At 53.3% G+C, this 12,930-nt stretch carries 11 protein-coding genes; 3 read left to right on the plus strand and 8 right to left on the minus strand.

Translation table 11 applies throughout. From position 1 onward, the window contains the following. From yehX to bglX, 4 genes are all read right to left on the minus strand, one after another. Positions 1-927: a glycine betaine ABC transporter ATP binding protein YehX gene (gene yehX / locus ACJHYW_RS14400; RefSeq protein ID WP_000569365.1), complete on the minus strand. Its 927-nt coding sequence runs from the start codon at positions 925-927 to the stop codon at positions 1-3. Further along, entirely contained in the window at positions 920-2,077 is a 1,158-nt protein-coding gene (yehY, locus tag ACJHYW_RS14405; RefSeq protein WP_000221778.1) for a glycine betaine ABC transporter permease YehY, read from the minus strand. Before yehY ends, yehX begins: the two co-directional genes overlap by 8 nt. A gap of 6 nt (positions 2,078-2,083) precedes the next feature. Then, positions 2,084-3,001, minus strand: a complete 918-nt coding sequence (gene osmF / locus ACJHYW_RS14410; protein WP_001131264.1) for a glycine betaine ABC transporter substrate-binding protein OsmF — start codon at positions 2,999-3,001, stop codon at positions 2,084-2,086. 251 nt (positions 3,002-3,252) lie between these two features. After that, positions 3,253-5,550, minus strand: coding sequence for a beta-glucosidase BglX (bglX, locus tag ACJHYW_RS14415; protein ID WP_000871485.1), 2,298 nt, complete (start codon positions 5,548-5,550; stop codon positions 3,253-3,255). Between the two features lie 195 nt (positions 5,551-5,745). Between bglX and dld the strand changes: the two genes are divergently transcribed. Continuing rightward, positions 5,746-7,461, plus strand: coding sequence for a D-lactate dehydrogenase (dld, locus tag ACJHYW_RS14420; protein WP_000097378.1), 1,716 nt, complete (start codon positions 5,746-5,748; stop codon positions 7,459-7,461). 38 nt (positions 7,462-7,499) lie between these two features. Here the strand turns inward: dld and pbpG are convergent, their stop codons facing one another. Continuing rightward, a complete protein-coding gene (pbpG, locus tag ACJHYW_RS14425; protein ID WP_001319943.1) occupies positions 7,500-8,432 on the minus strand; it encodes a D-alanyl-D-alanine endopeptidase in 933 nt (310 codons plus the stop codon). A 173-nt stretch (positions 8,433-8,605) separates the two neighbouring features. Further along, entirely contained in the window at positions 8,606-9,193 is a 588-nt protein-coding gene (locus ACJHYW_RS14430; RefSeq protein ID WP_001295454.1) for a Yip1 family protein, read from the minus strand. 169 nt (positions 9,194-9,362) lie between these two features. On the opposite strand from ACJHYW_RS14430, the gene ACJHYW_RS14435 reads away from it, so the two are divergent. Next, entirely contained in the window at positions 9,363-9,941 is a 579-nt protein-coding gene (locus ACJHYW_RS14435; RefSeq protein WP_001361592.1) for a DedA family protein, read from the plus strand. A 119-nt stretch (positions 9,942-10,060) separates the two neighbouring features. Here ACJHYW_RS14435 and ACJHYW_RS14440 read toward each other — a convergent pair whose 3' ends face one another. Together ACJHYW_RS14440 and mdtQ are read right to left on the minus strand one after the other, a co-directional pair. After that, complete coding sequence (locus tag ACJHYW_RS14440; protein WP_280740088.1) at positions 10,061-10,822, minus strand: SDR family oxidoreductase; 762 nt, start codon at positions 10,820-10,822, stop codon at positions 10,061-10,063. Positions 10,823-10,874: 52 nt separating this feature from the next. Beyond that, entirely contained in the window at positions 10,875-12,311 is a 1,437-nt protein-coding gene (mdtQ, locus tag ACJHYW_RS14445) for a multidrug resistance outer membrane protein MdtQ (protein ID WP_001078122.1), read from the minus strand. 223 nt (positions 12,312-12,534) lie between these two features. Here mdtQ and yohP point away from each other — a divergent pair, with 223 nt between their 5' ends. Next, positions 12,535-12,618, plus strand: coding sequence for a small membrane protein YohP (gene yohP, locus ACJHYW_RS14450; protein WP_000691708.1), 84 nt, complete (start codon positions 12,535-12,537; stop codon positions 12,616-12,618). The last annotated feature ends 312 nt before the right edge of the window (positions 12,619-12,930 follow it).

The raw sequence follows: 12,930 nt of genomic DNA on the forward strand, positions 1-12,930 counted from the left end.
TTATGCCTCCACCAGCAGATCCTGAAAATGCAGCGTGCCGCAAGGCTGGCCCTGCGTGTTCATCACCGGCAGCACCTCGCATCCCCGCGCGACAAACAGGGAGAGCGCATCGCGTAGCGTCATCTCTTCTGCCAGTGCCTCACCTTCTGCACGTTCTTCGCGACGCACGTAATCCGCCACACTACGTAACGAAAGCAGGCGCACACCCAGTTCACTACGTCCAAAAAACTGGCGAACAAAATCATTCGCCGGACGAGTCAGCATCGTCAGCGGATTGCCCTGCTGCACCACTTCACCGTGATCCATCAATACCAAATGTTCTGCCAGCCGTAGCGCCTCATCAATATCATGAGTGACCAGCACAATAGTGCGCCCCTGCAAACGGTGAATGCGCGTCATCTCTTGTTGCAACGCGCCGCGCGTTACCGGGTCCAGTGCGCCAAAAGGTTCATCCATCAGCAAGACTTGCGGATCGGCAGCCAGTGCGCGCGCCACTCCCACACGTTGCTGCTGACCACCGGAAAGCTGATGCGGATAACGCTCACGCAGATTTGACTCCAGCCCCAGTAGCGCCATTAATTCGTCGATACGATCGTCAATCCGTGCCCGCGACCATTTTTGTAATTGCGGCACGGTAGCGATGTTTTGCGCCACGCTCCAGTGGGGGAACAGGCCAATAGATTGAATGGCATAGCCCATCCGGCGGCGCAACTCCAGTACTGGCAGCGAGCGAATTTCTTCTCCGGCAAAGCGGATCACGCCGCTGTCATGCTCCACCAGGCGGTTGATCATTTTCAGGGTGGTGGATTTGCCGGAGCCAGATGTGCCAATCAGCACCGAAAAACTCCCCTCCTGAAAATTGAGATTGAGATCGTTAACGGCTTTTTGTGCGCCGAACAGTTTGCTGACATGGCTAAATTCAATCATTACGTTTCACCTTCAGCAGTGCGATAAGCAAATCGAACAGCGCGTCGGTAAGCACCGCCAGAACAATTACCGGGATCACCCCCAGCAACACTAAATCAATGGCGCTGCTTAGCAGCCCCTGGAAAACCAGCGCACCAAAACCGCCTGCGCCGATTAACGCCGCAATCACCGCCATGCCGACGGTTTGCACCATCACCACCCGCAGGCTACGCAGAAATACCGGTAACGCCAGCGGTAACTGAACATGCAGGAATCGCTGCGCCTCGCTCATGCCCATCGCTCTGGCGCTCTCCAGCATATCGCGGGGGATCTGGTTCAAGCCGACTACCACGCCGCGCACCAGCGGCAGCAAGGCATAGAGCACCAGCGCAATCAGTGCGGGTGTCATTCCGGTTCCTGCTATGCCGAGCTTACCCAGCCACGGAAAGGCCGTAACCAGCGCGGCAAGCGGCGCAATCAACAGGCCAAAGAGCGCCACCGAAGGCACGGTCTGAATGACATTCAACAGAGAAAAAATCGCCCCCTGCCGCGCAGTGGAAAAGTAGCACCAGACGCCCAGCGGCACACCAATCACTAACGCAGGCAGCACCGCACCAAACAGCAACGTCAGATGTTGTGCCAGCGCGTCGTCAAACACATCCTGACGGTTGGCGTATTCTTTCATTAGCGAGAGATCGTTAAGCGTGCCGGAGTACAGCAACCACAGCGGAATAATGGCAATCTGCATATGCAACAACCAGCGCCACAGCGGATGCGTGGAGATTCGGCGGATGGCATCGCTACAGGCCAGCAATGCCAGCGCCGCAGCCAGCCAGAAACCACTGCCGAGGCTGGTACGCGCCAGCGCACTGCCATTTTGCGCCAGTTGGGTCGCCGCTTTTCCCGCTCCCCACACCAGCAATACGAAGACGAGTTGCGCCAGGATGAGTGCAAAAATGCTGCCTTTTCTACCGGGAATAAAACAGGCTGTCAGCCAGGCGCAACATACGCCCACCAGCATCCAGATCGTTTGCGGCCACAACTGCCAGAGATGACGCCCCTCACCAGAGACTAAACGATTAGGCGCGTAACTGATAAACGGCAGCGCCGCTGCGATTGCCGTCAGCAACAGCAGCAGCGCCAGAACAGGATTAATACGTAAATAAGTCACGGGAAATTACTTCGTCCACCCTTTTTGTTTCAGGTAGTCGGCAGCCACTTTTTTGGCATCCAGTCCTTCAACGGCAATGCTGGCATTCAGTTGCTGTAATGTTTTTTCATCGAGGCTGGCGAAGACTGGCTGTAGCCACTGTGCCATTTGCGGATACTCTTTCAACACCGACTCTCGCACCACTGGTGCAGGCGCGTAGATAGGCTGAACGCCTTGCGGATCGCTTAAGGTTTGCAGCCCCAGCGCCGCGACCGGACCGTCAGTGCCGTAAGCCATTGCGGCATTAACGCCGGATGTTTGCTGGGCAGCGGCCTTGATCGTCACCGCCGTGTCGCCACCAGCCAGTGACAGCAACTGATCCTGACCGAGCTTAAAGCCATAGGCTTTTTCAAAGGCGGGTAACGCATCGGCGCGTTCGATAAACTCTGCTGAGGCAGCCAGTTTGAAGGTGCCACCCTCTTTCAGATAACGACTCAGGTCAGCAAGCGAAGTGAGTTTGTTTTTCTCTGCCACATCCTGACGCACGGCGATGGTCCAGGTGTTATTTGCAGGCGCGGGCGTCAGCCAGATTAACTTGTTTTGCTCTGCATCGAGTTTTTTGACTTTCTCATAGCCTTGCTGCGCGTTTTTCCATGCCGTATCGTTTTCATCTTTAAAGAAAAACGCGCCATTGCCAGTATATTCCGGATAGATATCCAGCTCACCAGAAGTGATCGCCCCGCGCACTACGGGAGTCGTTCCCAATTGCACTTTATTTACCGTAGGAACGCCGTGACTTTCCAGCACCTGCAAAATGATATTGCCGAGCAGCGCGCCTTCGGTATCGATTTTTGAACCGACTTTAACGGGGGAAGCCGCGTGCAGCGGCAGGCTCACGGCTGCCAACAAAACCAGTGAACCTGCCCAGACCTTTGAGAGTGGCATGATGCTTTCCTCATTCTTTTACTGTTGTTTTCAGCGAATTAAGAGAAAAGCATAGTTGATAATGACAGGGTTAGCCTGAGCGGACGGATTCAGTTGCAGAATCAGATAAATACTTAAGAGGCATATTCGGTCCGGCGTTTCCTGCCGGATGCGGCGCGAGCGCCTTATCCGGCCTACAAAGGGCGAAAATTCAGCAAGTTAAGATATGAACATCAGGCAAAGGGCGCAAACGTCGCGCCCTTGCTAAAGCATTACAGCAACTCAAACTCGCCTTTCTTAACGCGTGCGGAATCAGTGCCGATAAAGACATTGAACTTGCCAGGCTCGGCGTCATATTTCATCTGTTGATTCCAGAACTTCAGCGCCTCGATATCAATCGGGAAGCTGACGGTCTGGGTTTCGCCCGGTTTCAGGGTGATTTTCTCAAAGCCTTTCAGCTGTTTTACCGGGCGACTCATGGAAGCCGTCACATCCTGCAGGTACATCTGAACTACCGTCGCCCCTTCGCGCTTACCGGTGTTCGTCACCTGCACGCTGGCGGTCACTTTGCCGTCACGCTTCATGGTCGGCGCAGAAAGTTTCACATCAGAGACGGTGAAAGTGGTATAGCTCAGACCATAGCCGAACGGATAAAGCGCCCCGTTAGCTTCATCAAAATAACGCGAAGTGTATTTGTTCGGCTTGTCGGCATTATACGGGCGACCGGTATTCAGATGACTGTAGTACACCGGGATCTGCCCGACAGAACGCGGGAAGGACATCGGCAGCTTGCCGGACGGGTTGTAATCGCCAAACAATACATCGGCAATTGCATTACCGCCTTCAGTCCCCGCAAACCAGGTTTCCAGAATCGCATCCGCCTGCTGATCTTCTTTCACCAGCGCCAGCGGACGCCCGTTCATCAGCACCAGCACCAGCGGTTTACCGGTGGCTTTCAGCGCCGCAATCAAGTCACGTTGGCTTTGCGGAATAGTGATATCGGTACGGCTGGAGGCCTCGTGCGCCATCCCCTGAGCTTCACCGACCACAGCCACCACCACATCAGATTGCTTCGCGGTTTGCACCGCTTCATCAATCATCTCTTGCGGCGAGCGCGGGTCGACTTTGACCGCCTCTTCATACTGATTCAGGAAATCGATAATGCCTTTGTCACTGGTGACGTTCGCCCCTTTGGCGTACAGCACTTTACCGTTTTCACCGACGGCGTTTTTAATCCCTGTTAGCACAGTAACAGATTGATCGGCGACACCTGCTGCCGACCAGCTTCCCATCACGTCACGCTTGCTGTCTGCCAGCGGGCCAACCACCGCAATGGTGGCTGATTTTTTCAGCGGTAACGTTTCGAGACGGTTTTTCAGCAACACCAGGCTTTCGCGTGCCACTTCACGCGCTTCTTTGCGGTGCAGGCGGTTTTCGGCATTGGTATCCACCGGGTCAGACTCTTTCGGACCGAGATGGCTGTACGGGTCGTTAAACAACCCCATATCATATTTAACGTTCAGTACATGACGGGCAGCGTCATCCAGCTCTTCCATCGTCACTTTGCCGGATTTGATCAACCCAGGCAGATACTTCGAGTAATACTCGTCGCTCATACTCATGTTGATGCCGGATTTCAGCGCCACGCGCACCGCATCTTCCGGGTCTGCCGCCGTGCCATGTTTAATCAGCTCTTTGATTGCGCCGTGATCGGAAACGGTGATGCCTTTAAAGCCCCACTGGTCGCGCAGAACATCTTTCAGCAGCCAGGAGTCGGAGGTGGCTGGCGTGCCGTTCAGCGAGTTCAGCGCCACCATCACCGCACCGCTGCCTGCATCCAGCCCCGCTTTGTACGGCGGCATATAGTCGTTAAACAGGCGCTGCGGACTCATATCGACGGTGTTGTACTCTTTACCGCCTTCTACCGCGCCGTATGCGGCAAAGTGTTTGACGCTGGTCATCACCGAGTAGCGATCTGCCGGGCTTTTACCCTGCATCGCTTCCACCATGGTTTTGCCCATTATTGAGGTGAGATACGTATCTTCGCCAAAACCTTCGGAAGCACGTCCCCAGCGCGGATCGCGCGAGACATCGACCATCGGTGCCCAGGTCATGTTCAGGCCATCATCTGCCGCTTCATAAGCAGAGACACGCCCGACTGTTTTCACTGCATCGAGGTTAAAAGACGAGGCCAGACCGAGGCTAATCGGGAACACCGTGCGCTGACCGTGCAGCACGTCGTAAGCAAAGAAAAGAGGAATTTTCAGGCGGCTTAATTCCATCACCTGATCCTGCATGGCGCGGATATCCTGACGGGTTACGGTGTTGAAAATCGCCCCAACCTGCCCGTCTTTGATCATCTCGCGGATCGCCTCTTTCGGATTATCCGGGCCGACGCTGATTAAACGCAGCTGACCAATTTTCTCATCAACTGTCATTTTCTTAAGCAGTTCGGTGACGAACGCATCCCGCGCTTCGGGCGTTAATGGATGGTTGCCGAATAAATCATCCGCCAGTGCTGGCTGCAGGGCCAGACTCACCGCGATTCCTACTGAACATAGCCATTTCATATGGATTTTTCTTCCTCTGTTGCCCGACGAGGCAGCGAAAATGGTGCAAAAACCGTAGTTTGCCATAAGCATGATAGAGAGAGAAAAAGAATGCTCAGTTTATTGTCTGAATTTTCAAAATATTCACTCGCTGAATTGTCATACAAGGCGCTATTCTAGTTTGTGATATTTTTTCGCCACCACAAGGAGTGGAAAATGTCTTCCATGACAACAACTGATAATAAAGCCTTTTTGAATGAACTTGCCCGTCTGGTCGGTCATTCACACCTGCTCACCGATCCCGCAAAAACGGCCCGCTATCGCAAGGGCTTCCGTTCTGGTCAGGGCGACGCGCTGGCTGTCGTTTTCCCTGGCTCACTACTGGAATTGTGGCGGGTGCTGAAAGCCTGCGTCACCGCCGACAAAATTATTCTCATGCAGGCCGCCAATACAGGTCTGACCGAAGGATCGACGCCAAACGGTAACGACTATGATCGCGATATCGTGATCATCAGCACCCTGCGTCTCGATAAGTTGCACGTTCTCGGCAAGGGCGAACAAGTGCTGGCCTATCCGGGCACCACGCTTTATTCGCTGGAAAAAGCCCTCAAACCGCTGGGACGCGAACCGCACTCGGTGATTGGATCATCGTGTATAGGCGCATCGGTCATCGGCGGTATTTGTAACAACTCCGGCGGCTCGCTGGTGCAGCGTGGCCCGGCGTATACCGAAATGTCGTTATTCGCGCGTATAAATGAAGACGGCAAACTGACGCTGGTGAACCATCTGGGGATTGATCTGGGCGAAACGCCGGAGCAGATCCTTAGCAAGCTGGATGACGATCGCATCAAAGATGACGATGTGCGTCACGATGGCCGTCACGCCCACGATTATGACTATGTCCACCGCGTTCGTGATATTGAAGCCGACACCCCCGCACGTTATAACGCCGATCCGGATCGGTTATTTGAATCTTCTGGTTGCGCCGGGAAGCTGGCCGTCTTTTCGGTACGTCTTGATACCTTCGAAGCGGAAAAAAATCAGCAGGTGTTTTATATCGGCACCAACCAGCCGGAAGTGCTGACCGAAATCCGCCGTCATATTCTGGCTAATTTCGAAAATTTGCCGGTTGCCGGGGAATATATGCACCGGGATATCTACGATATTGCGGAAAAATACGGCAAAGACACCTTCCTGATGATTGATAAGTTAGGCACCGACAAGATGCCGTTCTTCTTTAATCTCAAGGGACGCACCGATGCGATGCTGGAGAAAGTGAAATTCTTCCGTCCGCATTTTACCGACCGTGCAATGCAAAAATTCGGTCACCTGTTCCCCAGCCATTTACCGCCACGCATGAAAAACTGGCGCGATAAATACGAGCATCATCTGCTGTTAAAAATGGCGGGCGATGGCGTCGGTGAAGCCAAATCGTGGCTGGTGGATTATTTCAAACAGGCCGAGGGCGATTTCTTTGTCTGTACGCCGGAGGAAGGCAGCAAAGCGTTTTTACACCGTTTCGCCGCTGCGGGCGCAGCAATTCGTTATCAGGCTGTGCATTCCGATGAAGTCGAAGACATTCTGGCGCTGGATATCGCTCTGCGGCGTAACGACACCGAATGGTATGAGCATTTACCGCCGGAGATCGACAGCCAGCTGGTGCACAAGCTCTATTACGGCCATTTTATGTGCTATGTCTTCCATCAGGATTACATCGTGAAAAAAGGCGTGGATGTGCACGCGCTGAAAGAACAGATGCTGGAACTGCTGCAGCAGCGTGGCGCGCAATACCCTGCCGAACATAACGTCGGTCATTTGTATAAAGCACCGGAGACGTTGCAGAAGTTTTATCGCGAGAACGATCCGACCAACAGTATGAATCCGGGGATCGGTAAAACCAGTAAGCGGAAAAACTGGCAGGAAGTGGAGTAATAATTACGGATGGCAGAGTATCGCCATCCGTCATTCATTTAATCGTTCTGTGCCGTCTGCCCCGCCGCCGCCATCTGGGCGGCTTTTTGTTTTTTATAGCTCAACGCTGCTGCCGGAACAGGCATCACTTTACCGGTCTCAATCCAGGTACGCAGGCGGCTGGCATCGGCAAAATGGGTATATTTGCCAAACGCGTCCATTACTACCAGCGCCACCGGTTTATTATTGATAACCGTACGCATCACCAGACAATGGCCCGCCGCATTGGTAAAGCCGGTTTTGGTTAACTGAATATTCCAGTTATCGCGATACACCAGATGGTTAGTATTGCGGAACGGCAGCGTATACGTCGGGTTAGAGAAGGTTGCCATATCTTCCCGGGTGGTACTTAACTGCCCGATCAACGGATATTGTTTGCTGGCAATGAGCAGTTTGGTTAAGTCACGGGCGGTTGAAACGTTATGCACCGACAATCCGGTCGGTTCAACAAAGCGCGTGTTGTTCATTCCGAGCGATTTCGCTTTCGCATTCATCGCCTTAATAAAGGCTTTGTAACCACCGGGATAATGGTGCGCAAGGCTTGCCGCCGCGCGGTTTTCTGAAGACATCAGCGCCAGCAACAGCATATCTTTACGGCTGATTTCGCTGTTCAGTCGTACGCGCGAATAGACCCCTTTCATCTCCGGCGTCTGGCTGATATCCACTTTTAGTTTTTCATCCAGCGGCAGTCGTGCATCCAGCACAACCATCGCGGTCATTAATTTGCTGATAGACGCAATCGGACGCACCAGATCCGGGTGGTTCGAATAGATCACTTTGTTGGTATTCAGATCAACAATCATCGCGCTACCGGAGGCAATTTCCGGTTGTGACGCGGTGGTAGCGGCTGCCGTTTTCGCAACGGCCTGCGGTGCAAAAGGCACAGCCAGCATCAGGGCCAGGCTAAATAAAGAAACTCGAAATTTCGGCATGATGAGCATTCAGATAGTGGTTCACGCGCACGGGTTGCGCACCGCCGGAGTAAGGATTTACTGAGGCTAGCGACGCCATCATAACGAGCAAAAAGTGCGATCGTCAAAGAAGAATCGTGAGGAAATGCTGCATTGCTGACATTTACGCCAGCAATGCAGCGCAAAAGAACTTTCTAGAACAAACGATAACCGTAGCCCCATAGTATAACGGTAAGGGCGAGCAGCACTTCCAGCACCAGCACGCCTATCGCCAGTGTCGAACTGGAGAAGCTAAGTCCTTCCTCTTTGTTGATATTCAGGAAGCTCGGAATACCGAGATACAGCAGGTAGCCGGTGTAAAACAGCGCCACCGTGCCGACCAGCGCACACAACCAGACCAGCGGGTAAAGCGCCACCAGACCGCTTAAAAACAGCGGAGTTGCAACGTAGCCCGCGAAGACCATGCAGTGCGCAAGTGACGGACGCTGCGGATAATTACGCGCCATCCACCAGATGACCCGCCCCATCACCGCAACCCCAGCCAGCATAACGCCGTAAAACAAGACAGCCAGCGCCAGTCCGGTAAACCAGGATAACTTCAGGATAGTGCCATCGCCAAAATTCCAGCCAATCTGTGTAGTGCCAATGAAGGCGCAAATCACCGGAATCGCCGCCATCAGCAAAACGTGGTGGGTGTAATGGTGAGAAATCGTTTCGTTTTCGCGATTAATCACCTGCATTTCACGATCGGGATGGGAAAACAGTCCCCAGACATGGCTCATACCGCCCCCTTGTTGTGAGTTCATGAACCTGACAGTTCAAGTATAAGTCAGCTTGTGATTATTTTTTGTTCGCTCATATAATTTGCACCGTCTGATGTACGTCCTTTTTCAGCGTGAATGATTCACAGGGTGTATGCTTACAGGCAAGCAAAGGGAGACAGACTGTCCTATGGATCTCAATACACTCATCTCACAATATGGTTATGCCGCGCTGGTGATCGGTAGCCTGGCGGAAGGTGAAACCGTGACTTTGCTGGGAGGCGTTGCGGCACATCAGGGGCTATTAAAGTTCCCGCTGGTGGTACTTTCTGTGGCGCTTGGCGGCATGATTGGCGACCAGGTGCTTTATCTGTGCGGGCGGCGCTTTGGCGGCAAGCTGTTACGCCGTTTCTCGAAACATCAGGATAAAATTGAGCGGGCGCAGAAACTTATCCAACGCCATCCGTATCTGTTTGTCATTGGTACGCGTTTTATGTATGGCTTTCGGGTGATTGGCCCGACGCTGATTGGTGCCAGCCAGCTGTCGCCGAAAATCTTTCTGCCGCTGAATATTCTCGGCGCATTTGCCTGGGCGCTGATTTTTACCACTATCGGTTACGCTGGTGGGCAGGTGATTGCGCCGTGGTTGCACAATCTCGACCAGCATTTGAAGCACTGGGTCTGGTTGATTCTGGTCGTGGTTCTGGTGGTAGGCGTGCGCTGGTGGCTGAAACGGCGCGGGAAGAAAAAGCCGGATCATCAGGCGTAAAACCATTGCCCTGGATAAGGTGTTCGCGCCGCATCCGACATCCGGTGCACCATGCCTGATGCGACGCTGGCGTGTCTTATCTGGCCTAACCCAATGAAATAACCACGCACCTCACTGCGCTATTCTGGGTTGAACTGCGGATTCGCCAACATAAAGCCGCCATCCACTATCAACGACCGCCCGGTGGTGTAATTTGCGCCCTCCGAACAAAGCCATACCACCAGACTGGCAATCTCATGCGTTGTGCCAAAACGTCGCAAGGGAATCGAAGGCTCCGCGTCGGGCTTCACATCGCCGTCATCCATGCCGTTCATTGGCGTGGCGATCGCCCCAGGTGCGACTGCGTTCACCAAAATTTTATGCCTGACCAGCTCCAGCGCCATTGCTTTGGTTAACCCGCCGAGCGCATGTTTAGCGGCTGTGTAGGCGCTGGCATCCGGCAGCGGCGTATGTTCATGTACCGATGTAATGTTGATGATGCGACCGCCCTGCCCTTGCTTCACCATCTGGCGGGCAGCAATTTGCGAGCATAAAAATGCACCATCGACATCAACGGTAAAAATCTTGCGCCACTCATCGAAAGCCATATCAAGAAACGGCGCTTTGGTCATTGCGCCCGCATTATTCACCAGCACATCAATACGCCCCAGCCGATGAATAAGTTTCTCCAGCGCCAGTGCCCCTTCTGGTAGATTGCCGAGATCCAGTTGCACGATCTCCGCACGTACGCCGTGGCTAACTACCTCACGCGCGGTATCTTTTGCCCCTTCTTCATCTGAGTGCCAGGTAATGCCAATATCAACCCCCTGCTGCGCCAGTAATAACGCGCACTCTTTGCCGATCCCCGAATCGGAGGCGGTAATTATCGCGACCTGTGCCATCGAGTTCTCCACTTAACGCTGAATAAATGTTAAGTATAGAAGGCGCATATCATCAGCGTTTGTAACCTCCGCCCAGCGCACCGGTGAGTTGAATGGAGGCATCCAGCCACTGCCCTTGCAATAACAGGCCATTGGCCCGCTCACGCAGCGCGGGGATTCTGGCTTCGCTGACGCGGGAACCAGCAATGATGCCCGCGTTAAAGCGCGCCTGCGCAAGACCTACCACACGCAAGGCATCGTGCTCAATTTGCGCCTGATGCTGGTTTTTCTCCGCCAGTGTCTGAACCTGGCTGGCCGCCCGCGCCACGTCATTTACCGCTTCAACCACCGCTTTGTTGTAGCTGGCGATAGACAAGTTGCTTTCGGCTTTTGCGATATCGAGATTGGCGTTAAGACGACCACTATCGAAAATGGGTAGCGTCAGGCCTGCCGTAACGCCCATTTGCTGCGCGGAATGACGGAACAGATCGCTTAAGTGCAACGCATCCTGTTGCAGAAAGGCCATCAGGTTGATGTCAGGATAAAATGCCGCTTTTGCCGCATCAATAGTGCTTAACGATGACTCAACGTACCAGTGCGCCGCCTGCAAATCTGCCCGCCGGGCCAGTAAGGAGTACCCGAGTTCATCAGGAAGCTGACTTGCCACTTTCGGCAACGCGACCGGTTTAAGCTTCAATGACTTTGTCTGGTGGTTGGTGAGCGCACTTAACCGTGCCTCAATAATTTTCATTTTCCCCGCGACATCGTTGAGCTGCTGCCGGGTTTTGCTGGCATTAATATCGGTTTCCACACCTTCAACTGAAGAAGTAATCCCGTTCTGATATAGCTGGCGATCGGTCGCGATAATGGTGTTCTGCTCTTTTTCGATTTGCTGCAAGACCGTGTTTAACGCCGCCTGGGTTTGCCACTCCCAGTACAGGCGGGCTACGCTGCCAGCCAGCAATTGGCAGGTTTGCTCGCGTTCCGCCGCCCGTGCTTTAACCGTACCGAGGCGAGCAGTAACCTCCGCCCGATTCTTTCCCCAGATATCGAGATGCCAGCCCGCCGTTAAGCCAAAAGTACCGTTGGTGTACCACGGACCGGTCGTACCTGCGGCAGGATCGTTCAGAGCAAACGGCCCCATTAACCCTTCTGCAGACATTTTTTGCCGCTCCATATCCGCAGAAAAGTCGATCTGCGGACCATCCTGAGTGGCAACTGCCTTCGCCTGGGCTTCAGCCAGCTGAATGCGCTGTTCAGCCACCTGCATATCCGGTGCGTTCTGTAGTGCATTGTTAATTAATGAAGTGAGTTGATTATCGTGATACTCCAGCCACCATTGGCTGTCTGGCCAACCATTTTTCAGCGCCGTGGGTAATGCGGTGTCAACTTGTGCCGCGGGTGTTTGCTGGCTTAACGCCTGGCGGGTTTCATGCATAGGCGCACACCCGGCCAGCATCAGTAACAGCGGAAAACAGGCGATGGCTGGATAAAAAGAATCACGATTCATGGGGGAATAATCAGGTAAGAAAAGGTGCGCGGAGATTACCGTGTGTTGCGATATATTTTTTAGTTTCGCGTGGCAATACATCAGTAGCAATAAAACGACATATCCAGAAAAATATACACTAAGTGAATGATATCTTCCGATTTATCTTAATCGTTTATGGATAACGGCAAAGGGCTTCGTTTTTTCCTATACTTATTCAGCACTCACAAATAAAGGAACGCCAATGAAAATTATACTCTGGGCTGTATTGATTATTTTCCTGATTGGGCTACTGGTGGTGACTGGCGTATTTAAGATGATATTTTAAAATTAATTAATGTCATCAGGTCCGAAAATAACGAGAATAGTTCAGTCTCTCATCCTGTTGCGCTCCTGTCATGTGCATTGCTTCATATCATCACTGGCGCAAGGAGCGCGCAGGGGGCGGCCAGTCGCCGCCGCCCCCTGCACCCCCGGGCTCTGGCGAACAAAATCGCCGCTGCGCGGTACCCTCGGCTTATCCCTTGCTGCTACCGGGTCGGGCGCGAGGTAACATATATGGACGCTCCCGGAATGCAATGCTTTCTTCAGTTATGTAATAAAACGGGTAGGTGCAGCCATATATCCGGTTTCTGATGGG

It is taken from the genome of Escherichia sp. WS3063, from assembly GCF_046486595.1.
Taxonomy (GTDB): Bacteria; Pseudomonadota; Gammaproteobacteria; order Enterobacterales; family Enterobacteriaceae; genus Escherichia; species Escherichia coli.